The organism is Natronosalvus rutilus (assembly GCF_024204665.1).
Lineage (GTDB): Archaea > Halobacteriota > Halobacteria > Halobacteriales > Natrialbaceae > Natronosalvus > Natronosalvus rutilus.
On sequence record NZ_CP100355.1, the window covers coordinates 691,941 to 717,226 of the forward strand.

The following is a 25,286-nucleotide window of genomic DNA, read 5'->3' on the forward strand; positions in this document are numbered from 1 at the left end:
TGTGCCCCCTGGTAACGACACCCTCTGCGGCCAGTACGTTCAAACGTCGTGAGCGTCACTAACGAATACATGAACAGACGTCGCTATCTCGAGACGCTCGCCGCCGGCCTCGCCGTGGGCGGTCTGGCCGGCTGTCTCGACGACCTCCAGGCGACATCCAGGAGCGACGCCGATCGGACGGCCGGGAACGGTGACGGGGTGACGGACGACGGCGACGACGGCACCGGCAGCACCGACGACTCCACGACCGACGGCAGCGCCGGCCGCGACGAAGCCGACCGCGAGATTCGACTGGCTGCCGGGCGACTGAACCGCGCCGGCGCCTCGCTTCGAGAATCCCGCGACTCCCTCGAGGACCCCGAATCGGCCGACTACGACCCCGAGGAGCCCCAGGCGTTTCTCGACGAAGCCCTCGAATCGCTCGAGGCGGCCGAAGACGACGACCCGACCGAAGCACAGCACGCCGACATCGAGGAACTGAACGCCTACGCGGCCGTCCTCGGCCCCGCCATCGAGGTGACGGCCGTCGTCACCGACGACGGTCTCGAGGAGGAGGTCGACCGGGTCAACGACGCCATCGTCGACGAGGACCTCCTGACGGCCCGTTCGGTCGCCGAGTCGCTGGTCGACACCTTCGCCCCCGCACAGGAAACCCTTGAACCCGCACTCGAGGGCGTCGAATCCCTCGATGCCGACCAACTCGCCGACCTCGAAATCACGGACCTCGAGGCCGTCGAGGACGGCGTCCGGACGCTCGCGTCGGTCGTCGACTCCCTGGTCGTCCTCTCGACGTCGCTCGTGTCTCTCGTCGACGGCCATGAGGCCCTCGAGGAGGGCGGTAACCTGGCCGACGAAGAAGCGTTCGACGAGGCGTGTACGGCTTTCGACGACGCGGCGACGATTTACGCAGATGCCGCAGCGTCGCTCGAGGACGGTCACGCGGACGCTCCCGAGGGGCTGGTGGCGTACTTCGAGACGGCGCTGTGTCAGGTCGGCCACCTCGAGCAGGCGGCGATCGCGTTCAACGAGGCGGCGAAAGCGGCCGACGACGGGGACCGAAGCACGGCCGAAGAACGCGAGGCCGACGCGGAAGAACAACTCGAGCTAGCGGAAGCGTGTGGGACGTAAGGAAAGCGAACGCCGAGACCGACTACGACGACTTGCGAACGTCGGAACGAACTACGGCGAGTCGTGGACACCGGTACGAACGACGATTCGCGATTGACATCCTCCTCCACGTAAACGCGGAGGAATCCTGAGCGTTGGAGATTTCAGGTTTGCAGTTCCACCGAACCCCGACACGGTGAGAATCCGTGTGGGGTTCACGGACTGTGGCGGGTGGGACTGCTGGGAGTGCCAAGCCCCCGGTACTCCTATCCTCCACTGCGTTCGACCCTCGTGGTTGTTTTTGCCCGGCGAGGGTTGGGCCAGCGTCGACGGACTCGGAGTTACGTTGCGTCTGCGTACAGCAGTCAACTCCAGTCGTACCCTGTGAGGATACGCCGGTCAGTGACTGGTTCCGATTATTGCTTGGTTGCTTGGGGCGGGCAGGCCGCCATCGTCGGACTAAGCGGGAATCGCTCCGTTCCCAGCCTGATTCCTGTTTCACCAGTATGCGGCCTGCCCACTTGAATGTCCACGTTAAAACCTCGAGTCTGTTGAAGTGTGTGGAGGGATTCCCCAGTGACGGCGCGTATCCACGCCGTGAACGGCGTGGTATTGCGCCTGCTCCGCGTATAACGAAACCGACTACGACGAGTCGACCGGCCGCCCGTCCTCGGTTCGCGGGGCGACGTGATCGACGTAGGCCTCGAGCGATGGTTCCTCGACGCGGACGCGAACGGCGATCTCGCCGAGTTCGTCGGGCTCGCCAACCGAGAAGTTCACGCGTCCCTCGAACGCCGCCTGCTTCTTCAGCGCGAAGTGAAACGTGTCGCCCTCGCGGCTCGAGAAGAACTCGCCACGGGCCGTATCCAGAATCTCCTGGCGGTGTAGTTGTTTCGAGAAGTGCTCCATGGAGTGGACCGTCGCCGTCACCTCGCCGAACCGTTCGTCGGGCTCGGCGTTCGGAAACAGGTTCCTGATGGCGTCTTCGACCCGGCTCGTGACCTCCGTGTCGTTGACGGGGGCAGTGATTTCGACGTCGACGCGGTAGAGTGTCGTCATATCAGGGTTCGGATTCGAGGGTTGGTTCGGTATCTTCGACGTCTTCAGCATCTTCGACCTCTCCCACAGGTTCGACACCTCGGGATTCTTCGACGGCCTCGTCGTCAGTCCCCTCGGCCGCCTCGAGCACCTCGCTGACCTGCGACCGAAACGCCTCGAGGCTCTCGGTGTTCTCGACGACGACGTCCGCGCGTGCCATCGCGTCGTCCATCCCGAAGCCGCGTTCGCGCTCGTCCCGGGTCTCGAGCCCCTCGCCGCCGTCGTCCTCGTCGGCGTCTCGGCCGCGGTCGACGACGCGTTCGCGACGGAGGTCGAAGGGGGCCTCGATGCTCACGAGCGTGAAGTCCTCGCCGAAGCGCTCCTCGAAGACGTCGACCTCGGTGCCGGACCGAATGCCGTCGACGAGGACGCCCTCGTGGTCCTCGAGGCGGTCCTCGAGCATCGGGAGCGACCGTTCGGCGATGGCGGCGGGGCCGTTTTCCTCCCGAAGCGCCTGAGCGACCGTCCCGTGGTCCTTGCTGGGGTCGAGTTCCCTGTCGGTGGTCTCCTGTCGAACCACGTCGCCCATCGTGACGACCGGGATTCCTCGCTCGCGGGCGACCGTCGCGGCCTCGCCCTTGCCGCTTCCCGGGAGTCCGACGGTTCCGATAACGTACATCGGATGCGAGTACAGGCGACGAGTGCATAAGGGCTGTGTCTCGGGCCCATGTTCCGTAATGGTCGCTTTCGTCGAGACGGTTCGCATCGTTCTGTTGAAAATCCTATACTATCGGTGGGTATTTATCTCTGGATTCAGTAGCGGGCCGTATGAACGCAATCGAGGTCACGAACGTCACGAAGCGATTCGGTGACGTCACCGCCCTGAACGACCTCTCTCTGACCGTCGAAGACGGCGAAATCTTCGGTTTCCTGGGACCGAACGGGGCCGGCAAGTCGACGACGATCAACCTCCTCCTTGACTTCATCCGCCCAACCGATGGCACCGTCTCCGTACTCGGGATGGACGCCCAGGAGGACAGCAAGGCGATCAGACAGCGCCTCGGCGTCCTCCCCGAGGGGTTCACAACCTACGACCGCCTCACCGGTCGTCAGCACCTCGAGTTCGCCATCGAGTCCAAGGACGCGACCGAGGAGCCGGACATGTTGTTCGAACGAGTTGGCCTCTCGCCGGAGGAAGGCGACCGTAAGGCCGGCGGCTACTCGAAGGGGATGTCCCAGCGGCTTCTGTTCGCGATGGCCCTCGTCGGTGACCCGGACATGCTGATCCTCGACGAGCCCTCCACCGGCCTCGACCCCAACGGCGCCCGCGAAATGCGCCAGCTCATCCGCGAGGAGAACGACCGCGGGACGACCATCTTCTTCTCGAGTCACATCTTAGAGCAGGTCGAGGCGGTCTGTGACCGCGTCGGAATCATCCGAAACGGCGAGATGGTCGCCGTCGACAGCGTCGAGGGACTACGAGACTCTGTCTCGACGGCCAGCCAGTTGCGAATCGAGACCGACCGGATCACCGAACCCGCCCTCGAGGCCGTCCGCGCGCTCGAGGGGGTCGAACGCGCCGAGGTCCTCGAGTCCGGGTCGGACGGGGCGGTCGTCGCCGTCGAGACGACGGGCTCGAAGACGGCGGTGCTCGGCGCGCTCGAGGACGCCGGTATCGTCGTGGAGGACTTCTCGACGGCGGAGGCGTCGCTCGAGGACGTCTTCCAGCGGTACACGGGGGTGACGGCATGAGCGTCACCGCCATCGTCCGGAAGGATTTCCGGGACGGCATCCGCTCGCGCCTGCTGTGGGCGCTGATGGCACTGTTCTTGCTCTCGATGGGCGGATTCACTTACGTCGCCACCCGCGGGTTCCAGGGACAGTCGGGTGATTCGGGCGTCGCACTGTTCGGGTTGCTCGGACTCTCCGTGGTCCTCGCAATCGTTTTCCTCGTACCGCTGACCGGCCTCGTGGTGAGCATCAAATCGATCGTCCGCGAGCGGGAACTCGGAAGCATCCGCATTCTCCTCTCGCTGCCCCACACCCGACAGGAAGTCGTCGTCGGCAAGTTCATCGGTCGCGCTGGCCTGCTGACGGTTGCGATTCTCGCCGGGTTCGTCCCCGCGGCGATCATCATGTTCGCCCAGACCGGCGAGTTGCCGCTGTTCGAGTACGTCGCGCTCGTGTTCGTGACGGTCTGCTTCGGCGTCGTCTTCGTCGCCATCGGCCTCAGCGTGTCGGCGTTTACCAGCACCGAGACCCGTGCCACCATCGGTGGCGTCGGCGCGTTCTTCCTGCTGTACTTCTGGCAAGGCCTGTTCGGGTACGTCAACGGCCGACTCGAGTTGTTCTCGGGAGATCTGTTGCTCTTCATCCAGCGCTTCGATCTGTTCGCCGTCTTTCTGGACTCGCTAATGGCGCTGCTCTCGATCCAGCACGACATCCCGAGCAACTCGATCGTCGCCGGTGGTCTTAACCAGGCGATGAACGGCAACCCAGGGGCGGTCGAAGCTGCCTCTCAACCGTTCTACCTCCAGCACTGGTTCGCGTTCGTGATCCTCGCGCTCTGGATCGCGGTCCCGCTCGCGATCGGGTACGCCCGGTTCGAAAAGATCGATCTGTAGCGCGTCACTCGGCATTCGTCGACCGTCTTTGCCTTTCCACCTCTCGAATCCTCACCGCGAGTCCCCGGTCGGATCAGGCTTCGATACCCCGTTCCTCGAGCACCGCCCGAAACGCGTCCTCCTCGAGCACGTCCACGCCCTCCTCCTCGGCGTCTGCGAGCTTCGTCGCCCCTGGATTCTCGCCAGTGACGAGGTAGTCGGTGTTGCCGGAGACGCTCCCCGTCGCGTTCGCACCGTGGGCTTCGACGAGTTCCTGGGCGTCCCCGCGGGTCATTCCCTCAAGACTCCCCGTAAAGACGAACGTCAGGCCCGCGAGTTCGTCGCCACCGTCTTCGAGATCGCCTTCTTGCGGGGAGACGTGCTCGAGCACGGCATCGACGACGGCCGCGTTCGCCTCGCTCGCGAAGAACTCGTGGATCGTCTCGGCGACGGTTTCGCCCACGTCGTCGACGCCCTCGAGTTTCGCGGGGTCGTCCTCGGCAACCTCTCGGAAGGCCTCGAAGGAGCCGAACTCGCGGGCAAGCTCGCGGGCGGTCGTCGGCCCCACGTGGGGGATGCCGAGTGCCGAGAGGAACTCCGCCAGCGGAGGCTCACGGCTCGCCTCGATTTCGGCTACCAGGTTCTCGACGCTCGTCTCACCCCAGCCCTCGAGGTCACGGAGTGCGTCTCGCTTTTGCGGTAGCTTGTAGAGGTCCGCAACGCTCTCGAGCAACCCCGCATCGACCAGCTGTCGGACCGTCTTCTCGCCGAGGCCCTCGAGGTCCAGGCCGTCGTCGCTCGCGTAGTACTCGATCGAGCGCCGACGCTGGGCGTCGCAGGCCAGTCCGCCCGTACAGAACGCCAGTGGCCCATTGCGTTCGATCGTGCTCCCACAGACGGGGCAGACGTCGGGCAGTTCGTAGTGGCCCTCGCTCCCCTTCTCGACGACCTCCTCGACGTAGGGGATGACGTCGCCGGCGCGCTGGACTCGGACGGTGTCGCCGACGTTGACGTTCTTCGCGGCGATCTCCTCGGGGTTGTGCAGGCTTGCCCGCGAGACCGTGACGCCGCCGACGTCGACCGGCTCGAGCAGCGCGACCGGAGTCACCCGCCCGGTTCGCCCAACCTGGACGGCGACGTCGACGATGGGCGTCACCTCCGCGCGGGCGGGGAACTTGTAGGCGTAGGCCCAGCGGTCGTGGCGGGCCGTCTGCCCGAGTTCCTCGCGGGCCTCGCGGTAGTCGACCTTGATCACGACGCCGTCGATCTCGTAGGGGAGGTCGTCGCGGGCCTCGAGCAGGCGGTCGCGGTAGTCGATGGCTGCCTCGATATCCGAGACGATTTCGACGCGGTCGTTAGTCCGGAGCCCATATCGGGGGAAGTCCTCGAGTTCCTCGCGGTGACTGTCCGCGAGGTCGCTCGCTGCGAGCACGTCGAAGTAGAACACCTCGAGGGGGCGTTCGGCGACGACAGCGGGATCGAGCTGGCGAATCGTTCCTGCGGTCGCGTTCCGGGGATTGGCGAAGGGATCCTCGCCGCGCTCGATGCGCTCGCGGTTGTGTGCCTGGAAGGCGTCTTTGGGCATGTACACTTCCCCGCGGACGGCGAAGGATTCCGGCGGATCGTCGTGCAATCGCTGGGGGACGGAGCCGATCGTTCGGGCGTTTCGCGTCACGTCGTCTCCCTCGTGGCCGTCGCCGCGGGTTACCGCCCGCTCGAGCGAGCCGTCCTCGTAGACGAACTCCATGGAGACGCCGTCGAACTTGGGTTCACAGACGTAGGCGACCTCGCCGTTGCCGTCTCCGTCGTCACTGTCGCCATCGTAGCCCGCATCGCGAAGCTCTCGGCGCACACGCTCGTCGAACTCCCGGACGTCGTCGGCCTCGCCGCTGGCGTCGATCGAGAGCATCGGTGCGACGTGTTCGACCGTCTCGAAGGCCTCGAGCGGTTCGCCCCCCACCGCTCGGGTGGGGCTGTCGGGATGAGCGAGGTCGAAGGCGTCCTCGAGTTCCTGCAAACGAGCGAACAGCGCGTCGTAGGTCCGGTCGGCGATGATCGGGTCGTTCTCGGCGTAGTACCGACGGTCGTGTTCGCGGATGGCCTCGCGTAGGCGCTCGACCTGTTCTTCGGCCGCCTCGAGCTCGAGGTCCTGGACCGGATCGAACTCGACCGGCGGATCCCGAAGGTAGGGATTCTCCGTCGTCGGTGTGGACATTACTCGAGCGTTCGTCCCGTTCCGATTAAAACGTAGGTTTGTGGATCACGGACCCTGTCACTTCGCAAAGACGCTGTCGGCCGTCGCCGCCCCGACGACGCTGAAGATCGATCCGACGCTGATCGCCTTCGCAGTAATTGCTGCAACCCTGGTCGTGGTTTCGGCTTCCTCGATAAACGTATCGGGTGCGTCGAAGAGCAACGCCAGGATGGTGACCGAGCCGAACGAGACGAGCATGAGGGAGATGAATCGCAACGGGATGCCGCCGACTTCCTTCTCCAGGTCGGGATCGCGACTCGAATCGGCGGCGTACAGTGCCGCGTACCCGATTGCGAAGACGAGACCGACTGTCGCGAGCGCTTGCCAGAAATGCATATTCGACGCGAGGACCCACACCTCCTCGGTGACGACGAACGGCCCCGCCAGCAGGAATCCGCCGACGAGTTGCTGGGCGGAGTCGGCTACCCGGAACTGGGGCGGCCGACGAGGACGGCGAAGTTGCATACTCGAAATAACAGCCGATTCGTCAAGTATCGCCCGGTCTCGAGACGGCTCCGGTTGTCGAGGGTCGGCCGTTTCAGTGCGATCATCCATCGTTTGGCCGTTTCGACCGGCTCGACGGGAGTGTACCGCTGTCAACCGGGTAGAGAGTGATACCGAACTCGAGCGCTCGACGCCGAAGCCATCGTCGACACGCTGGCGGACGCCAGCGACGGCGCGACGAACGTGGTGCTCGTAACCTATTCAGTAATTGTGTACGACTTGAATAGATATTGTGGACAAATTATTAGTAGCTGTTTCACAACGAGTCACGTATGACGGCAGGACCGCCGATCGCCGACCTTCACTTCGACGACGCACCGGACGTTGATTCCGTTCCCGGGCCGAAAACCCGGTCGCTGCTCGAGAAACAGCGAGAAATCGACAGCAGTGCGGTTGCGTACCCGAACGACATTCCGATCGCGTTCGAGGAGGGCAAGGGGGCGACGGTCCGCGACGCCGACGGCAACACGTACATCGATCTCTTCGCGGGGATCGGCGTGCTCAACGTCGGCCACGCCAATCCCTACGTCCTCGAGGCTGTCCACGAGCAGGCCGACAAGTTCGTCCACACCGTCGACTTTCCGACTGAGGCGCGACTCGAGCTGATCGAAAAGCTCGACGAGATCGCCCCGGACGGCCTACAGGGCCAGAACAAGGTCGTCTTCGGCGGTCCGACGGGGAGCGACGCTATCGAGGCGTCGATCAAACTCTCGAAGTACAACACCGGCGGCGACGGCCTTATCGCCTTCCGTGGGGCGTACCACGGCGCGACGACGGGGGCGATGAGCGTCACCTCGAACAAGAAGTTCAAGGGCCACTACACGCCCCTGCTCGCAGACGTCGTTCACGCGCCATATCCCCATCCGTTTCGCCAGGACAAGACGCCCGACGAGGCGGTCGATCACGCGCTCGAGGAGGTGCAGGCGATCGTCGAGGATCCCTACGGGGGATTGGCCAACCCGGCCGGGATCATCGTCGAGCCGATCCAGGGCGAGGGCGGCATCGTCACGCCGCCGGCTGGGTTCCTGCAGGGGGTACGCGATATTGCCGACGACAACGGCGTCGTGCTCGTCTTCGACGAGATTCAGAGCGGGCTCGGCCGTACCGGTCAGTGGTGGGCCTGCGACTGGGAGGGCGTTACCCCAGACGCGATGACCTCCGCGAAGGCCCTCGGCGGGGTGGGATTCCCGCTGTCGGCAACCATCTACCACGAGGACCTCGACACCTGGGGATCGGGCGACCACGCCGGCACCTACCGCGGCCACGTCGTGGGAATGCGCGCCGGGACCCGCGCCATCGAGTACATTCAGGAACACGATCTCCTGACCCACGCTCGAGACCTCGGTGAGTACATCCAGGGTCGACTCCTGGAGGCGGCCGAGGAAACGGACCGTCTGGCCGACGTCCGCGGGAAGGGACTGTTCATCGGCGCCGAGTTCGTCGACTCGGACGGGACGCCGGACGGCGATCTCGTCGACGCGATCCAGACCTACTGTTTCGAACGCGGGGTCCTCGTCTGGACGGCCGGTCGCCACGGGAACGTCCTTCGGTTGCTCCCACCGCTCGTCCTCACCCGCGACCTGGCCGAGACGGCCCTCGACGTCGTCGTGGAGGCGATCGAACACGTGACTGAGGAGGCGAAACGGACGGCCTGAGCCGCCGCTCGAACGAAACGATGTCCGACACCACCCCACTCGAGACCGACGGCGCACCGAGCAACGACAATCCCTACTCACAGGGGGTTCTCGCCGGCGACACGTGCTACGTCTCCGGCTACGGCCCGGTCGATCCGGATACCGGCGAGGTCGTGAACGGCGACGTCGAAGCCCAGACCGAGCGCGTCCTCGAGAACGTCGCTGCCGTGGTCGAGGCAGCCGGCGGCGACGGTCTCGCCGACGTCGTCAAGGTGACCGTCTACCTCACCGACCTCGAGGACTACGACCGGGTCAACGAGGCCTACGGCGCACGGTTCGGCGAAGAACCGCCAGCACGCGTTTGCGTCGAGGTCTCGAGATTACCCGACGACGTTCGAATCGAGATGGACGCGATCGCGTTTCTGGGGTAGTTGGGCAGTCGGGCAGTCGGATCAGTTTGCGTCCTCACGGGGGGACGATGGTCGGGGTCGGTCCGCGACTTCGTAGAGGTGCGGTCCGGTCGATCGGTTCACCGCCGCCTCGACACAGAAACAGGGTGTCACCTGTTACCCATAGTTAAATATCCGCCAGTCCTATCAGCACCAGGTATGCCCTACGACGCACACACGAGCGTGGCCGACCTCCGTCGGGCGTTTCACCGGCATCCGGAACCCGGCTGGCGCGAGTTCCGGACGACCGCCCGCGTCGTCGAGGAACTCGAGTCCCTCGACGTCGACGACATCGCAATCGGACGAGAGGCGCTCGCACCCGACAAACGGATGGCCGTCCCGTCGGCCGCCGAGCTCGAGCCCTGGCTCGAGCAGGCCCGTGGGGCTGGCGTCCGATCCGACCTCCTCGATCGGATGGAGGGGGGTTACACGGGGGTCGTCGCGGTGCTCGAGCAGGGGCCAGGGCCGACGGTCGGGCTGCGGGTTGACCTCGACGGCATCTCGATGGCGGAGTCGAGCGACGACGACCACCGGCCGACTGCCGAGGGGTTCCAATCGGAACACGAGGGCTACATGCACGCCTGCGGCCACGACGCCCACATCGCGATCGCCCTGGGGACGATCGACGCGGTACGGAACAGCGACTTTTCGGGGACGCTGAAGGTGTTCTTCCAGCCGGCCGAGGAAATCTCGGGCGGCGGGAAGGCGATGGCTGAGGGCGGGTACGCCGACGACCTCGAGTACCTGTTCGCGCTCCACATTGGCCTCGACCACCCGACAGGGGAAATCGTCGCGGGCATCGAGAAACCCCTGGCCATGGCCCACCTGACGGCCACGTTCGAGGGGGCGAGCGCCCACGCCGGGAAGGCGCCAAACGAGGGCGGCAATGCGATGCAGGCGGCGGCGACGGCGATTCAGAACGCCTACGGCATCCCTCGCCACAGCGACGGGATGACCCGCGTGAACGTCGGCCGAATCAAGGGTGGCACCGCGAGCAACGTCATCGCCGAGGAGATCACGATCGAGGCGGAGGTCCGCGGCGAGACTACGGGGCTGATGGAGTACATGCGAACGGAACTCGAGCGCGTCTGCTACGCAGCCGCGGAGATGCACGACTGCGACGTAACCCCGCGAGTCATCAGCGAGTCGCCCCGGGCGGACAGCGACCCTGCACTGCGCGAACTCGTCGGCTCGGTCGCGCGGAACGTCCAGGGGGTTCACCAGGTGACCGAGACGACCGACTTCGGCGTCAGCGAAGACGTCACCTACCTGATGGAGCGCGTCCAGGCCGGCGGCGGTCTGGCGTCGTACGTCCTCGTTGGGACGGACCACCCGACGAACCACCACACGCCGACGTTCGACGTCGACGACGAGAGCCTCGAGATTGGCGTGGCGGTCCTGTCGAATGCGATTCGGGCGTGTTCGAGTCAACGGCCGTAGTACGGCCAAGTAGGGCCTGGTGCGGCCAGATACGGCCAGAACCGCGCCCACCTGGACGTCTTCTCGTCTCGTCATGTTCGTTCGATCAGAAGGATTAATCCCCGGGCTCCCTGTGTATTGGTTATGAGCCAGGACGACGTGCCGGCGTCCCTCCAGACGGCAGCGGACTCGGATCGGCCGCGGGGCATTCTCACCCCCTCCGATCGCGACTTCCTGCTCGGCCGGAAGACCGACTACACCGATCACTCGAAGAAACAGAAGCGCAATCGGATCCGGCGCCGGGTGCGGAACGCGATTCTCGACTTCAGTATACTCTTTGCCTACATGGAAGAACGCGACCGCGAGACGGTGTTCGATCCCGACGCCGAGGACCGCGACGCCTACACCCAGGGAATCACCGACGTGCTCGCCTTTCTGCATCTGGGAACGATGGGCTATCACACGCCGTTCAAGGACATGCTCTCGGAGGGCGTCGGCAAGGCCGAACAGCGATTGGCCGGATCGAACTACCGAATGGTCAACGTCGAGTTCAACGTCGAGCCAGTCGGGCAGATCGACGTCGACGCGGTGATCGAGAAACTCGAGAACGAGGAGTTCGCTCAACTCACCGACGAGGAACTTCGCGCGTTCGTTCGGCTGTTGACGATGTCCGAAGGATTCTCGCCTGAGACGGCCCGCGAGGAGATCAAAGATCGCGTCGACGAGTTCGCCGAGCGAGTGGCCGAGAGTGCCGAGGCTCGAGAGCGGACGCTCGAGGAACTGACGAACTGACGAACTGGCGAATTGACGAATTGGCGAACTGACGGCCGACAGCGGCCGCTGGCTAGTCCAGATCCCACTCTACCCACACCCAATCGACGAACAGTCGCGTATTCGGTTCATTGTTTCTCAGAGCGCTGCTATCTGTGAATAGGCAATTCATGATCTGAGCAACATTTCTGAGAGACCCGTGGCGAAAACATCCTCGAGTCGAGGGCCGCTCGAGCGACCGTCAAATAAACGCAATCTGTAGATAGTTTACGAGAGTGAGAAACACTTATTGTTTACGACGTAAATGGTAGCGGTATGCCAACACGAAGCATGGCAAAATGTGGGTGGAGGCTCAGTCAATCAGTGAGCTGTCGCTCGGTTCGGGGGGGGGGGGGGGGGTGAGTCGGGATGAGTGACGCCGAGAAGGGGGCGGTCGAGACGTTCTTCGAGGAAATCGATCCAGTCGTCTTCGCCTTCGGGGCGCTGTTGACCGTCGGCGTGATCGCGGCGTTCTTCATCAACCAGAGTGCCGTCACAAAAACGATCAACGACGTTTACAGCTGGGTGGTCGAGTACCTGAACTGGGCACTGTTGGTAATCGTGTTCCTGATCGTCCTCTTCCTCTTGTTCCTGATCGTCGGGCCGTGGGGCAAGATCAAGATGGGGGACGAGGATCCGGAGTACAGCTTCCTGTCGTTCTTCGCGATGTTGTACTCCGCCGGGTTCGCCGCGGGGGTCGTGTTCTGGGGGCCGACCGAAGCGCTATTTTACTACGACAACCCATCGCCGCTGTTCGGCGTCGAAGGGGGGACGGCCGAGGCGATACCGATCGCGATCCAGCAGACGCTATTCCACTGGGCGCTGCCCCAGTTGGCCGTATTCACGATCATGGGGCTCGCGATCGGTTACTTCGCGTACAACTACGAGGACGTCCCGTTGCGGGTCTCGTCGGCGTTGACGCCGATTCTCGGGAAGGAGAATCTCGACGGCCCGGCCGCGAAGGTCGTCGACATTCTCGCCGTCTTCGCTACGATCGGTGGCGTGGCGACGTCGCTCGGCTTCATCGGGAGCCAGTTCATCGCCGGCCTCGATTACCAGTGGGGAATCGATCTGGGGAACGTCGGCATCCTCCTCGTGGTGACCACGATGACGCTCCTGTTCACCATCTCGATGGTACTCGGGGTCGACAGAGGGATCCGCCGGCTGTCGAACTTCAACATGATCCTGTTCGTCGTACTCATGCTCGCGACGTTCATTCTGGGGCCGACGCTGTTCTTGCTCCTGCTCGGTTCGCAGGCAATGGGCGGCATGATCGCCGACTTCACGTCAATGAGTCTCTACACCGGCACCGGCTCCGAGGACGGGACGGGCTGGATGAACTCCTGGACCGTCTTCTACTGGGCGTGGGCACTCTCGTGGTCGCCGTTCGCGGGACTGTTCATCGCCCGTATCTCTAAAGGCCGTACCGTCCGCGAAGTCGCCTTTACCGGGATCGGCGCGACCTCGGCCGCGACTATCCCGTGGTTCACGTTCGTCGGCGGTACCGCGCTGCGATACCACCACACTGGAACGGCAGACTTCAGCAACGTGATTGCCAACAACACGCCGGAGATCTCGGGCTTCATCCTCTTCGAGGCGTTCCCCCTGGGGACCGTGTTCATGATCGCCTTCATGATCCTGGTGACGACGTTCTTCATCACCTCGGCGGACTCATCGACGCTCGCCGTCTCGATGATGACGACCGGCGGGAAAGCGAGACCCTCGACGATCAATCGGATTTTCTGGGGCGTCGTCCTTGGTCTGACCGCCGCAATCCTCATGATCATCGGCGGCAGCGACGGGACGGGCGCGCTTCAGAACGCAGTCATCATCACCGGGGCACCGTTCGCGTTCGTCTGTTTCGCCGCGATGCTCTCGCTGATTAAGGACTTCGCGTCGAAGCACGGCCGCGTGTTACTGCAGGACGAGACCGTTCTTATCGGCTCGAGCAGGAAAACGGAAACTGATTCACCGCCGACCGGTCCCGGAGGGCCCGTCGAATCCGACGACGACTGAGCTGCCAGCCTCTCCCTACCCCGCTGGCTGCCATCTCGTTCGGCTCCCGTGTCGATTTTCTCCCACACTATATCGACGGTCGCAGTCATCGACCCGTTCCCTGCCATCCTATAACAAGTTTTAATGTACGAGGTACACATAATCTGTGTATGGATAGGGACACCACGGAACCCGACGCGGACGCGCTTCCGGGCCCGAACGCCCAGCGGTGGGTCGACTTCCATCAGGCGTACTCCGCGCCCAGCGAGTACTCCCACGACTTCGTCTGGGACATCACGCGCGAGGCCGACGGCCCGTTCGTCACGGACGTCGACGGGAACGTCCTGCTCGATTTCACCTGCCACATCGGTGCTGCGCCCCTCGGCTACAACAACGAGAAGATCCTCGACAAACTCGAGGCGTTCGACCTCGTCGAGCCGATGAAGATCGCCGGCCAGGACCTGTACTTCGGCGCCGGACCGACCCCCGAGGAGTCGGCAGTGCCGGGCTCGAGTCACCTCATGGAGAAGTTGGTCGACATCTCGAGCCAGTACGGGATGGACACGGTGTTCCTCTCGAACTCCGGCGCGGAGGCGATGGAGAACGCGATGAAGATCACGAACGATCACCGCGCCCCGGCAAAGTACGGCGTCGCCTTCGCCGGCAGCTTTCACGGCCGGACCCTGGGGACCCTCTCGATCACAAAGTCCAAGGAGGTCTACACGCGTCACTACCCCCAGATCAGCGGAATCGAGACGGTACCGTTCTGTGCCGACCGCGGCTGTGACGCCGACAGTTGTGACTGCGGATTCTTCGCTGGCAGCGACTCGCAGTTGCGCCGCCTGCTCGCGCCCGAAGGCGGCCACATCGACCCCGACGAAATCGCCTTCCTCGCGCTCGAGCCCATCCAGGGCGTCGGCGGTTACCGCTTCCCCAGCGAGGCGTTCATGCAGGAGGTCGCGGACGTCACCGACGAGTACGACATCCCGCTGGTCGTCGACGAGATCCAGGCCGGCGTCGGCCGCACCGGCGAGATCTGGGCCTCGGATCACTACCCGATCGAACCCGACGTCATCGCGAGCGCGAAGGGGCTTCGCGTGGGTGCGACGATCTCGCGCTCGGAGCTCTTCCCCGACGAGAAGAACCGGCTTGGCTCGACCTTCGGCGGCGGCGACCTGCTCGGCTCGATGATGGGCGCGTTCACGCTCGAGGCCATCCAGGAGCACGACCTGCTCGCGAACGCCCGCGAGCGCGGCGAGCAGGCGAAAGAACTCCTGCGCGACGACGCCCCGGAGTACGTCGAGGACGTCCGCGGCAAGGGGCTGATGCTGGCCGTGGAGTTCGACACCCCCGATCGCCGGACCGCCGTGGTCGAGGCCGCCCTCGAGCGCGGCCTCCTGACCCTCGGCTGTGGCAAGAAGACGATCCGGCTGCTCCCGCCGCTCGACTCGAGCGAGCGTGAGATCGAACTGGGAATCGGCATCTTCCTCGAGGCGATCGAGGCGGTCGGACCGAACGCGAAAGTGGCGTAATCAGTCTCTGAATCTAATTCCTGACTCTGCGACTCGAGACTCGGTATTCGGGCTGCTGCACATACTGGTCGGACCGTCCACGTGCGATGGCACGCGATGGGACGTGGTGAGCGACTGTACGGAGCGAACGAATCGGCCGGGGAGGACGTGGAATCCCTAGTTGCCAGTGTGAGGACGCACTGCTCCGTCACGACGGCCGTATCGTGCCGTCACCACTCCTCGATCGTGGACACTAATTTCCACACCCTCCCCAGCCGATTCGCTCACTCGCTTCGCTCGCTCACTCATCCCTCGCGCCATTCGAACCGCGACAGAGTCGCGGTTCAGCGCGCCAACAGTGGCTCCAGGGAGCTATTCGAGCGAGTTACTCGAGCGAGCGCTCGAGTACCGACACACCCTCGAGGCCGTCTAGCGAGTCGAGCACGCCCTCGAGGTGCTCCCGTCCGCTGCCCTCGAGGCCCACGGTCACCGGAACCCGATTCGGCTCGTCGACGGAACCGCGTCGTGTGCGCTCGAGGACGTCCAGTTCGGCGCCCTCGGTCTCGACGGTCTCCGCGACGTCACCAACGGTCGAGGGCCACCCGTCGACGGCCAGTCGCGCCTCGACGTAGCGTCCGAGTTCGTGGAGGCCGGTCCGCGTCAGTTCGGCGTGTTCGGTGAGGCCGACGTTGCCCCCGGAGACGATCACGCCGACGTGTGCTCCCTCGAGGTCCACTGCCGTTTCCTCGGAAATGGCAGCCGCCAGCGGCGTCGCGCCCGCGCTCTCGACAACGGTCTTTGCGCGTTCAGCCAGCAACGCCACCGCGGTGGCGATCTCTCGGTCGGTGACGCTGACCACGTCGTCGACGACCTCGCGGGCGATCGCGAAGGTGGTCTCCAGCATCCGGGTGTCGGCGATCCCCTCCGCGACGGTGTCGATGGTCTCGAGTTCCCGAATTTCGCCCGCCTCGAGCGAGGGTTTCGCGTGAGCGGCTCCCTCCGGTTGAACCCCGATCACGCGGGTCACTGGATCGTGGGCCTTCAGCACCGTCGCGATACCCGAAATCAGCCCGCCGCCGCCGATGGCGACGAGGACGGTGTCGATCTCGGGGTACTGCTCGAGCAACTCGAGGCCGATCGTTCCCTGGCCGGCGACAATCTCCTCGTCGTCGAAGGGGTGGACGAACGTCTCGCCGGTCTCGTCTGCTCGCTCGAGAGCGTACTCGTACGATCGCTCGTAGATGTCGCCCTCGACGACCACCTCGGCTCCGTAGCCGCGCGTGGCCTCGATCTTCGCCGCGGGGGTCACCTCGGGGACGACGATGGTCGTCTCGATGCCGAGCAACTGGCCGGCTAGAGCCACGCCCTGGGCGTGATTTCCCGCACTCGAGGAGACGACCCCCGCTTCTCGCTCCGCGCCGGAGAGCTGGGTCATCTCGTTGTACGCTCCGCGAATCTTGAACGAGCCCGTTCGCTGGGCGTTCTCGAGTTTGAGCCCGACCGACGCCGCGCCGCTCATCTCGGCGAAGGTGCGCGACGTATCCAGCGGTGTGCGGTGGACGACGTCGTTGATACGCTCCTGGGCTGCTTCGACGTCCTCGAGGGTAACGCGGCTGTCGCTCATGCCCCGTTTTCGTCGCGACGAGACACCGGGTGTCGTCGCTCGAGTTCGCGAATCGTCTCGACGAGCACGTCGACGCCGTGTGCGAGACTCCGCTCGTCGACGTCGAACGTCGGCGTGTGGTGGCTCGTCGGATGATCGGTGCCGACGATGAGGTACGACGCGAGTCCCCCTTCCTCCTGGACGCGTTCCATCAGGAAGGTCGCGTCCTCGCTCGCGCCGAAGTCAGCCGAGGGGAGCACGTGCTCGACGCCCGCCACGTCGGCTGCGACCTCGCTCACGAGCGCCTGTAGTTCGGGGTCGCTGTCGGCCCGCGGCGACTCGCTGACGATGTCGACGTCCGCTCGACAGCCGTGAAGCGTCGCCGCCGACTTTATCGTTCGCTCGAGTCGCTCCTTCACGTACTCCATCAGCGCCGTGGTCTCGCCGCGGGCTTCAGCGACGATGTGGGCCCGTTCGGCGATGACGTTGCTCGCGGTTCCCGCCTCCGCACGACCGACGTTCACGCGGGTCATTCCGTCGCTGTGGCGGGGGATGCCGTAGGCGTTCTCGATCGCCGTGGCCATGGCGTGTAAGGCGTTATCCCCCTCGTTGGGCGCCTTTCCCGCGTGTGCGGAGGTCCCCTCGATCGTCGCGTCGACGTGGCACATCGCCAGGGGTTTCTCGATGCCCGCGACGACCTCTCCCGTCGGGTGGTCGAGCCCGACGTGGATCGCCAGCAGGTAGTCGAGATCCGCCGCGAACTCGCTCTTCGCCATCGGACACCCGCCGCCGCCGGTCTCCTCGGCTGGCTGGAAGAAGACGACCAGTCGCCCGGCGAAGTCGCTCTCTACGATTGCCTCGAGCGTGGCCAGCCCCCAGGTCATGTGGGCGTCGTGGCCGCAGGCGTGCATCGTGCCGTCGACCGCCGACCGAAAGCCCTCGGTGGCCGGTTCGTGATCCGCGTCGGTCGATTCCTCGATGAACAGGCCGTCGATGTCGACTCGAAGCCCGATGGTCGGCCCGTCGCCTCGATCGAGGACCGCGACGGCACCGGTGGTGCCCCCCGTCATTCGCTCGAGGAGGTCCTCGCGAACACCGGCTTCACGCGCCCCTTCGAGCCAGGGCTTCAGTTCCTCGTCGTCGGGGACGGCCATTCGGTCGGCGGGATCGTACGCGTCTGCTCCGACGGCGAGTTCGTCGACGTCGAGGGATTCGAGTTCCTCGACGACGCAGGCGGTCGTCCGGAACTCGCGCCAGGCCGGTTCTGGATGCCGGTGAAAACTGCGACGGAGGGGGACGAGTCGGTCCCGTATCGGCTCGCTCATGCGAGACGCTGACGCGACCCACGCACTTAATTATACACAATCAGTGTTAACGACGGGTACACAAAAAGGATAAGGGAACTGGTGACAACCGTAGCGTACGAACGTTTCAGGGACGGTGGGCCGTCGCTGTGACGGAGGAATCTTCACATGAGCACGAACCCAGACGTCATCGTTCTCCGGGAGGGGACGGAAGGCCTGTCGATGGAATCGTACGCCGAGACGCTTCGCGAGCGCCTCCCCGAACGCACCGTCGAACTCGCTCGTACGCCGGCGGCCGAGCGCGAACTCGTTTCGCAGGCGCGAGTGGTGACCGGAATCACGATCGAGGAGGCCATGCTCGAGCACGCCGAGCGCCTCGAGTTGTTCGCGTGTACGTTCGCCGGGACCGACCACGTCCCGATGGACGCGCTGGCCGACCACGGCGTCGCCGTGACCAACGCTGGCGGCATCCACGCACCCGGCATCGCGGAGCAGTCCATCGCTAACATGCTCGTCTTCGCGCGAAACCTCCACGAGGGGTGGCGCCGCAAGCAAAATGGCGAGTGGCGTCACTTCCAGTCACACGAGTTCACCGACAGCACTGTGACGGTCGTCGGCCTCGGCTCGATCGGTCAGCAGATCGTCACACGGCTCGAGGGGTTCGACGTCGAGACGATCGGTATCCGGTACACGCCGTCGAAGGACGGCCCGACCGACGAGGTCCTCGGTTTCGAGGTGGACGACGTGCACGAGGCGTTCTCGCGCAGCGACTACGTCGTCCTGGCGTGCCCGCTCAACGACACGACCCACGGCCTCGTCGGCGAAGCGGAACTGGCGACGCTCCCACCGAACGCCGTCGTCGTCAACGCCGCTCGAGGGGGGCTCGTCGACACCGACGCGCTCGTTTCGGCGCTGCAGTTCAACGGCATCCGGGGGGCCGCCCTCGACGTCACCGACCCCGAGCCACTGCCCGGCGACCATCCGCTGTGGGACCTCGAGAACTGCCTCATCACGCCTCACACGGGCGGCCATACACCGAAACACTGGGACCGGCTGGCCGACATCGTCGCGCACAACGTCCGCGCGCTGGAGGCGGGCGACGCCCTCGAGAACGCCGTCCTCGAGCCGACGTCGGGGTGACCGAGCGATGGCCACCGACGACACCGCCTCCACGACCGATCGGGCCGACCGGACGGGGGAGCCGGACTCGATAGAAGCGCCGGACCCGAACCGGTCCGATTCGTCCGCGGACCGGGGAGCCGACCCCGCGGCGGATTCCCGGGCGAATTACGACTACGTCGGCGGGACCATCGATCGACCGGCTCTGGTCTCAGATCTGGACGCCCGAATCGACGGCGAGGTGCGATTCGACGAGTACACCCGCCAACTGTACGCGACCGACGCGAGCGCGTACGAACGGACGCCCGTTGGCGTGGTTCTGCCGCGGTCGACGGCGGACGTTTCGAGCGTCGTCGGCTACTGCGCCGACAACGACATCCCCGTCTTGCCGCGCGGCGCCGGCACGAGCCTCGCCGGCCAGGCGGTCAACGAGGCCGTCGTCCTCGACTTCACGGCGCACATGGACGCAGTCGGCACGATCGACCCCGACGAACGACGGGCGACCGTCCAGGCGGGGGCCGTTCTCGCCGACCTGAACGCGGCCCTCGAGCCCTACGACCTGAAGTTCGCGCCCGACCCCGCCGCCGGCAACCGCAGCACGGTCGGCGGCGCCATCGGGAACAACTCGACGGGCGCCCACTCGCTGCAGTACGGCAAGACCGACGCCTACGTCGAGGCGTGCGAGGTCGTCCTCGCCGACGGCTCCGTCGAGCACTTCGGTGAGGTGACGGTCGCCGACCTCCGAAGTACGGCCGATCCGGACGGCGACCTCCTCGAGCGCATCTACGAGGCGTTGGGCCGCGTGATCGACGAGGAGGCAGGCGCTATCGGCGAGGCCTTCCCGCAACTGAAGCGCAACGTCTCGGGGTACAACCTGGACCGCCTGGTCGCGGAGGCCTACGGACGGCCTGACGCGTTCGACGAGCGTGGCGACGGCCCGCTCGAACTCGACGGCGAACCCGACCCCGACGCGACGGTCAACCTCGCCCGGGTGTTCGCCGGCAGCGAGGGGACGCTCGGCGTCGTAACGGAAGCGACGGTCTCGCTCGAGCCCGTGCCCGAGACCACGTCCGTGGCGCTGTTGACCTACCACGACCTGCTCGAGGCGATGGCCGACGTCGATACGATCGTCCGCAACCACGATCCGGCGGCAATCGAGGCGATCGACGACGTGCTGATCGACCTCGCCGAACGAACCGAGGAGTTCGCGGCCGTCGCCGAACGACTCCCCGCGGGCACCGAGACCGCCTTACTCGTCGAGTTCTACGCCAAGACCGACGGCCACGGCCGCGAGCAGGTCGCGGACCTGCTGGCCGACCGGCTGCCGGACGCGGACGTCCCGGATCCGGGGGCCGATGAAGCGGATTCGGAAGACGAGGACACCGCGGCCAACCTGGAACACGACCCCATCCGGGCCTTCGACGCCCTCGAGGCCCACGATCCGCAAGGCATCGCCGAACTCTGGAAGCTCCGCAAGAGCGCGGCCCCGATCCTCCTCTCGCGAACTTCCGACGCGAAGCACATCTCGTTCATCGAGGACACGGCCGTCCCGACCGAGAACCTGGCGGCCTACGTCGCGGACTTTCAGGACGTCCTCGAGGAGTACGATACGTTCGCCAGTTTCTACGCCCACGCGGGGCCGGGCTGTATGCATATGCGGCCGCTGGTCGATACCAAGAGCCCGGCCGGACTCGAGGCGTTCGAGTCGCTCGCGGACGACGTCACCGACCTCGTCGTCGAGTACGGCGGCTCGGTGTCGGGCGAGCACGGGGACGGCCGCGCCCGCACGCAGTGGAATCACAAGCTCTACGGCGACGACGTGTGGGACCTCTTTCGCGACCTGAAGACGGCCTTCGACCCCGACTGGCTGCTCAACCCCGGGAACGTCTGTGGCGACCACGATATGACCGAGCACCTCCGGTTCGACCCCGACTACGCGTTCGACCCGGGGCTCGAGCCGGCCCTGAACTGGGACAACGAGAACGGCTTCCAGGGGATGGTCGACCTCTGTCACGGCTGTGCCGGCTGTCGGAGCGGCCAGGAGACGACCGGCGGCGTGATGTGCCCGACGTACCGCGCGGCCGAGGAAGAGAGCCTCAGCACCCGCGGCCGGGCGAACGCGCTCCGGGGGGCGATAAGCGGCGAACTCGACGCCGACGCGGTCGACGAGGAGTTCCTGGCCGAAATCGTGGACCTCTGTATCGGCTGCAAGGGCTGTGCGCGCGACTGCCCGAGCGAGGTGGATATGGCGAAGCTCAAAGCCGAGGTGGAACACGCCGCCCACCAGCGAAACGGGGCGTCCCTCCGGGACCGCCTCTTCGCGAACGTCGACCGGCTCAACGCCGTCGGCTCCGCGCTCGCGCCGCTGTCTAACTGGGCAGCGTCGCTACCGGGATCGGGGACGGTCGCCGAGAAAACGATCGGAATCGCTCGCGAGCGCGACCTTCCGACGTTCGCGAGCCGGAGCTTCGAGGACTGGTTCGCCGCGCGCGGCCCCCGGGTCTCGCTCGAGGCGGCGGACCGGAAGGTGCTCCTCTTCCCGGATACGTACACGAACTACAACCATCCGCGGGCGGGCAAGGCAGCCGTCCAGGTCCTCGAGACGGCCGGCGTTCACGTCCGACTTCCCGACGGCGTGACCTCGACCGGACGCCCGGCCCACTCGAAGGGCTTCCTCGACCTGTCCCGCGAACGCGCCCGGACCAACGTCGACGCGCTGACGCCGTTCCTCGAGGACGGGTGGGAGGTCGTCCTGGTCGAACCCTCCGACGCGGTCATGCTCCAGTCGGATTACCTGGACCTGCTGTCGGGTCCCGACGTGGAACGACTCGTGAGGAACGCCTACGGCGTCTGTGAGTACCTCGATCGATCCGACCTGGCTAGCGAACTGCCGGCCGACGGGGCCGGCCGTCGTCTGACCTACCACGGCCACTGCCACCAGAAGGCGACGAAGAAGGACGGCCACGCCGCGGCCGTCCTCGAGACAGTCGGCTACGAGGTCGACATGCTGGACTCGGGCTGTTGCGGGATGGCCGGCTCCTTCGGCTACGAGGCCGAACACTACTCGCTCAGCCGGGCCATCGGCGACATCCTGTTCGACCAGGTCGACGCGAGCGACGGGGAGGTGGTCGTCGCGCCGGGTGCGTCCTGTCGAACGCAGCTATCGGATTACGACGGGTGTTCGGATCCGCCCCACCCGATCGAGGCGGTTGCGGCGGCGCTCGCGGAGCGATCGTGAGGTCAGTCGTCGGTCTTCGATTTTCTGGCCGCGAGCGGATCAGACCCTCGCTCGAGCGGCCACTGGTGGCCGACCGCCGTCGAACTCCACAATCGGGACGGTCGCACCACCTTTCTCGGGGACGCTCGATGAGAAGCTCGTCGACGAGGTCGTCAGACAGCTCGGTTCGTACATCGGTCTCGAGCAGCGCTGACCACCGACTCCGATCGAATTTCCCTTCGTGGGGGTGATGGCGTCTGCCGAGCAACGAAACGTCCGAATACGGAGACGAAGCGAACGTCAGTGACGTCGATCCGTTCCGGAACGTCGAGAGACTGATCAGCCGATAGCCACGGGAGACTCACGGCCAGAGTCCGTGAGGTGCCTTCTCTGTCGCGATCCCTATTGGCCGTTCCTCGTTCGGGTACGAGTCCTCACCGTCGTCTCGAGAGCGACGTTCGCGGCTCGAATGTGCAACGGGTCGGAGTGCAATCAGGCGGTAAACAGTCGCCGTGGGAAGTCGGCTAACGTCTCCGCGCCAGTTCCCGTCACGTGGAACGTCTCACTGATCTCCATCCCAATTTCCTCCGTCCAGATGCCGGGGATCATGTGGAACGTCATGTCCTCCTCGAGGACGGTCTCGTCGCCTGGGCGAATGCTCGCGGTGTGTTCTCCCCAGTCCGGCGGGTAGCCGAGCCCCATCGAGTAGCCGATTCGGTCCTCCTTTTCGAGGCCGTACTGGGCGATCGTGTCGCGCCAGGCCTTCTCGACGGCCTCGCAGGTAACTCCCGGCTCGACGGCGTCGAGGGCTGCCTCGATGCCCTCGACCACGATGTCCGCAGTTCGCTCGAGTTCCGCGGGCGGGTCGCCAACGAACGTCGTCCGGGCCAGCGGCGAGTGGTATCGGTGGCGACACCCCGACAGTTCGATGATGACGGGGTCACCGTCCTCGAACGGGCGGTCGGTCCACGTGAGGTGTGGGGTTCCGGTGTGGTCGCCCGAGGGCATCAACGGGACGATCGCTGGGTAGTCGCCGCCGTAATCGTCGGTGCCGGTGATCAGCGCGTCGTAAATCGCGGCCGCCGCCTCGTACTCGGGGACGCCTTCCGCGATCGCGTCGAGGCCCGCCTGCATCGCGTTCTCCGAGATGCGAGCGGCCTCGCGCATGTACTCGAGTTCCTGCTCTGATTTCTTGACCCGGACCCAGCCGACCAGGAGCGTTGCGTCCTCGAATTCGGCTTCCGGGAGGTTTTCCTGGAGTCGCGTGTAGGACTTCGCGGTGAAGTAGGATGCGTCCATCTCGAGGCCGATTCGGCCGTCAGCGACCTCGAGGTCCTCGAGGACGCCCGCGACGTAGTCCATCGGGTGGAGGTCGTACGGTGAGTGGACGTGGTCGTCGCTGTACGCCCGGATGCTCTCCTGGGAGAGGGTGGTCGTCGCCCGGGCACCGTTAGCGTCCATCTCGCGACCGACCCAGACCGGTTCGTCGCGGTCGACCGTGACGACGACGGCCTGGTGGACGTAAAACGACCAGCCGTCGTAGCCGGTAAGATAGTTCATGTTGGCCGGATCGGTGACGACGATCGCGTCGAGTTCCTCCTCGCGCAACCGTGTCTTCGCTCGCTCGACCCGACGCTCGTACTCGCGTTCGTCGAAGACGTCTCGAGACATGGTAACAGACCCTACAGTGGTGGTCCACCAGGAATATTAAAAGTTTTTCGTGTACAATGGCTACAGATATCGTTTACTTTCGTCCCCGATCGCCCCGCCGTCGAATCCGACCAGTTGCTCATGCCTACCCTTTACCCGTTTCGCCCCCTACGTCACCATAGATGACAGCCGCGTTTGAACTGGTCGACCTCGAGGAAGCGGACACCCCCGGTGACGAGTGGGAGGAGATCGACGTCACCGACACGGAAGCCGACCGCATCGCCCGCAAGCGCGACCGCGAGTTCGAACAGTTCGAGGAACGCATCAAGGACGCCGACCAGTTCAAGGTAGAACAGTCGGTGTTCGATGACGCCACCTTCGCCGCGCTGTACAAACTCGTCCAGGACGGCCACGTCGAGGCTTTCGGCGGCCCCATCTCGACCGGCAAGGAGGCCAACGTCTACCACGCCCTCGGCGACGACCGGGAGGTCGCCGTGAAGATCTACCGGATCAACGCCTCGAATTTCCGCCAGATGCGCGATTACCTCGAGGGCGACCCCCGGTTCGAGGGACTTGGCGGCAAGAAGAAGGACGTCGTCCTCGCCTGGGTCCGCAAGGAGCTGGCCAACCTCGAACGCGCCCGTGCCGCGGGCGTTCGGGTCCCGGAGCCAATCGCGGCCGAACGAAACGTCCTCGTGATGGAGTATCTCGGGAACGACGCGGACGGTCGAGCGAAGCGCCTCGGCGAGGTTCACGTCGAGAACCCGCAGACGGCCTACGAGGTGATTCGGGAGTACATGCGTCGACTCTACTCGGCCGGCCTGATCCACGGCGACCTGAGCGAGTACAACGTCATCGTCCACGAGAACCAGCTCATCGTCATCGACCTCGGGCAAGCCGTCACCGTCCACCACCCCAACAGTCGGGGCTTTCTCGAACGCGACTGCCACAACGTCGCCTCATTCTTCCGACGACAGGGCCTCGAGGTAACCGACGACGAGGTTCTCGAGTTCGTTACCCAGCCCGAACCGGACCCAACTCGAGCCTGACACAGTGGCATTTCGCTATC

The 25,286-nt window shown here is 65.3% G+C and carries 19 protein-coding genes; 12 read left to right on the forward strand and 7 right to left on the reverse strand.

Annotated features, from left to right (window positions below; all coding sequences use genetic code 11):
* The first annotated feature begins 69 nt into the window (after window positions 1–69).
* Window positions 70–1,128, forward strand: a complete 1,059-nt coding sequence (locus tag NGM29_RS03385) for a hypothetical protein (RefSeq protein WP_254158973.1) — start codon at window positions 70–72, stop codon at window positions 1,126–1,128.
* 621 nt (window positions 1,129–1,749) lie between these two features.
* On the opposite strand, the gene NGM29_RS03390 is transcribed toward NGM29_RS03385, so the two are convergent.
* The gene (locus NGM29_RS03390; protein WP_254158974.1) at window positions 1,750–2,166 is read right to left on the reverse strand and encodes an RNA-binding domain-containing protein; all 417 of its coding nucleotides are present in this window, start codon (window positions 2,164–2,166) and stop codon (window positions 1,750–1,752) included.
* 1 nt (window position 2,167) lies between these two features.
* On the reverse strand, window positions 2,168–2,824 hold the full coding sequence (locus NGM29_RS03395; RefSeq protein ID WP_254158975.1) for an AAA family ATPase: 657 nt from the start codon (window positions 2,822–2,824) through the stop codon (window positions 2,168–2,170).
* Between the two features lie 149 nt (window positions 2,825–2,973).
* Between NGM29_RS03395 and NGM29_RS03400 the strand changes: the two genes are divergently transcribed.
* Both NGM29_RS03400 and NGM29_RS03405 read left to right on the forward strand, forming a co-directional pair.
* Window positions 2,974–3,897, forward strand: coding sequence for an ABC transporter ATP-binding protein (locus NGM29_RS03400; protein ID WP_254158976.1), 924 nt, complete (start codon window positions 2,974–2,976; stop codon window positions 3,895–3,897).
* The gene (locus tag NGM29_RS03405) at window positions 3,894–4,769 is read left to right on the forward strand and encodes an ABC transporter permease subunit (protein ID WP_254158977.1); all 876 of its coding nucleotides are present in this window, start codon (window positions 3,894–3,896) and stop codon (window positions 4,767–4,769) included. The genes NGM29_RS03400 and NGM29_RS03405 overlap by 4 nt, the downstream gene beginning before the upstream one ends.
* A 73-nt stretch (window positions 4,770–4,842) precedes the next feature.
* On the opposite strand, the gene ligA is transcribed toward NGM29_RS03405, so the two are convergent.
* Window positions 4,843–6,963 carry an NAD-dependent DNA ligase LigA gene (ligA, locus tag NGM29_RS03410; RefSeq protein WP_254158978.1) on the reverse strand — a complete coding sequence of 707 codons (2,121 nt, stop codon included), beginning with the start codon at window positions 6,961–6,963 and terminating at the stop codon, window positions 4,843–4,845.
* Window positions 6,964–7,020: 57 nt separating this feature from the next.
* Window positions 7,021–7,467, reverse strand: a complete 447-nt coding sequence (locus NGM29_RS03415; protein WP_254158979.1) for a DUF2391 family protein — start codon at window positions 7,465–7,467, stop codon at window positions 7,021–7,023.
* A 311-nt stretch (window positions 7,468–7,778) separates the two neighbouring features.
* Here NGM29_RS03415 and NGM29_RS03420 point away from each other — a divergent pair, with 311 nt between their 5' ends.
* From NGM29_RS03420 to NGM29_RS03445, 6 genes are all read left to right on the forward strand, one after another.
* The gene (locus NGM29_RS03420) at window positions 7,779–9,161 is read left to right on the forward strand and encodes an aspartate aminotransferase family protein (protein ID WP_254158980.1); all 1,383 of its coding nucleotides are present in this window, start codon (window positions 7,779–7,781) and stop codon (window positions 9,159–9,161) included.
* 20 nt (window positions 9,162–9,181) lie between these two features.
* Window positions 9,182–9,571 carry a Rid family detoxifying hydrolase gene (locus NGM29_RS03425; protein WP_254158981.1) on the forward strand — a complete coding sequence of 130 codons (390 nt, stop codon included), beginning with the start codon at window positions 9,182–9,184 and terminating at the stop codon, window positions 9,569–9,571.
* A 177-nt stretch (window positions 9,572–9,748) separates the two neighbouring features.
* Complete coding sequence (locus NGM29_RS03430) at window positions 9,749–11,029, forward strand: amidohydrolase (RefSeq protein WP_254158983.1); 1,281 nt, start codon at window positions 9,749–9,751, stop codon at window positions 11,027–11,029.
* Window positions 11,030–11,152: 123 nt separating this feature from the next.
* The gene (locus NGM29_RS03435) at window positions 11,153–11,800 is read left to right on the forward strand and encodes a DUF8102 family protein (protein ID WP_254158985.1); all 648 of its coding nucleotides are present in this window, start codon (window positions 11,153–11,155) and stop codon (window positions 11,798–11,800) included.
* A gap of 387 nt (window positions 11,801–12,187) precedes the next feature.
* Window positions 12,188–13,834 (forward strand): BCCT family transporter, encoded by a 1,647-nt coding sequence (locus NGM29_RS03440; RefSeq protein WP_254158987.1) that lies wholly within the window; start codon window positions 12,188–12,190, stop codon window positions 13,832–13,834.
* A gap of 149 nt (window positions 13,835–13,983) precedes the next feature.
* Window positions 13,984–15,345, forward strand: a complete 1,362-nt coding sequence (locus NGM29_RS03445) for an aminotransferase class III-fold pyridoxal phosphate-dependent enzyme (RefSeq protein WP_254158989.1) — start codon at window positions 13,984–13,986, stop codon at window positions 15,343–15,345.
* Between the two features lie 364 nt (window positions 15,346–15,709).
* Here NGM29_RS03445 and ilvA read toward each other — a convergent pair whose 3' ends face one another.
* The gene (gene ilvA / locus NGM29_RS03450; RefSeq protein ID WP_254158990.1) at window positions 15,710–16,948 is read right to left on the reverse strand and encodes a threonine ammonia-lyase; all 1,239 of its coding nucleotides are present in this window, start codon (window positions 16,946–16,948) and stop codon (window positions 15,710–15,712) included.
* Complete coding sequence (locus tag NGM29_RS03455; protein WP_254158991.1) at window positions 16,945–18,252, reverse strand: amidohydrolase; 1,308 nt, start codon at window positions 18,250–18,252, stop codon at window positions 16,945–16,947. Before NGM29_RS03455 ends, ilvA begins: the two co-directional genes overlap by 4 nt.
* 147 nt (window positions 18,253–18,399) lie before the next feature.
* On the opposite strand from NGM29_RS03455, the gene NGM29_RS03460 reads away from it, so the two are divergent.
* Window positions 18,400–19,371: an NAD(P)-dependent oxidoreductase gene (locus NGM29_RS03460; RefSeq protein ID WP_254158992.1), complete on the forward strand. Its 972-nt coding sequence runs from the start codon at window positions 18,400–18,402 to the stop codon at window positions 19,369–19,371.
* A 7-nt stretch (window positions 19,372–19,378) separates the two neighbouring features.
* The gene (locus NGM29_RS03465) at window positions 19,379–22,588 is read left to right on the forward strand and encodes an FAD-binding and (Fe-S)-binding domain-containing protein (protein WP_254158993.1); all 3,210 of its coding nucleotides are present in this window, start codon (window positions 19,379–19,381) and stop codon (window positions 22,586–22,588) included.
* Between the two features lie 471 nt (window positions 22,589–23,059).
* Here NGM29_RS03465 and NGM29_RS03470 read toward each other — a convergent pair whose 3' ends face one another.
* Window positions 23,060–24,238, reverse strand: coding sequence for a M24 family metallopeptidase (locus NGM29_RS03470; protein ID WP_254158994.1), 1,179 nt, complete (start codon window positions 24,236–24,238; stop codon window positions 23,060–23,062).
* Between the two features lie 161 nt (window positions 24,239–24,399).
* Here NGM29_RS03470 and rio1 point away from each other — a divergent pair, with 161 nt between their 5' ends.
* Entirely contained in the window at window positions 24,400–25,266 is an 867-nt protein-coding gene (rio1, locus tag NGM29_RS03475) for a serine/threonine-protein kinase Rio1 (RefSeq protein ID WP_254158995.1), read from the forward strand.
* Window positions 25,267–25,286 lie beyond the last annotated feature (20 nt).